This is a genomic window from Rhizobium sp. 01T444, assembly GCF_056398305.1.
In genome coordinates this window covers 1-751 of the sequence record NZ_JBFTPD010000154.1, presented here as the reverse complement: position 1 = coordinate 751, position 751 = coordinate 1, and the positions used below count along the sequence as shown (strand labels likewise).

The 751-nt window shown below is 68.6% G+C and carries 2 protein-coding genes; both read left to right on the top strand.

Annotated elements, in window-relative coordinates; translation table 11 throughout:
• On the top strand, positions 1-489 hold a 489-nt coding region (locus tag AC1DTN_RS37695; RefSeq protein ID WP_477925231.1), incomplete at its 5' end, for a winged helix-turn-helix domain-containing protein.
• Positions 486-751: hypothetical protein (locus tag AC1DTN_RS37690; RefSeq protein WP_477925229.1), on the top strand; the 266-nt coding region annotated here is incomplete at its 3' end. The genes AC1DTN_RS37695 and AC1DTN_RS37690, both read left to right, overlap by 4 nt.

The window sequence follows — 751 nt, the reverse complement described above, 5'->3', positions numbered from 1 at the left end:
ATCATCACCAGCGCCCGATCCAGCGAAGTGCACCGGATCCTCGGCCTGGAACTGGGCGCGGACGACTACCTGGCCAAGCCCTTCTCGGTGCTCGAACTGGTCGCGCGCGTGCGGGCGCTGCTGCGCCGCACCGAAGCCATGGCGCGCAATGCGCGCATGGAGTCGGGCCGGATCGACCTGGACCGGCTGTGCATCGATCCGCTGGCGCGCGAGGTGCAGGTCGATGGCAAGGCCGTCGAGCTGACGCCGCGCGAGTTCGATCTGCTCTACTTCTTCGCCCGGCATCCGGGCAAGGTGTTCTCGCGCCTCGACCTGCTCAATCAGGTCTGGGGCTACCAGCACGACGGCTACGAGCACACGGTGAACACGCACATCAACCGCCTGCGCCTGAAGATCGAAGCCGACCCGGCCGAACCGCGCCGCATCCTGACGGTCTGGGGGCGCGGCTACAAGCTGTCGGCGCCCACAGCCGACGAGGCGCCGCCATGAGCTTTCGCTCGGCATCCTTGTCGCGGCGCCTTTCCGCCGTGTTCGCTGTGCTGCTGCTCGCCTGCTGCGGCGCGTCGGCCTGGCTGCAGATGCGGGCCAGCGGCGAACACGAGCAGGAGGTGACGCAGCGCCTCTCCCTCGGCCTGGCCGCCCACATCGCCGAGAACTCCACGCTGATGGAGCGCGGCGGGCTCAACGAGCCGGCGGTGCGCGATCTCTTCGACAAGCTGATGGCGGTCAATCCCAGCGTCGAGGTCTACCT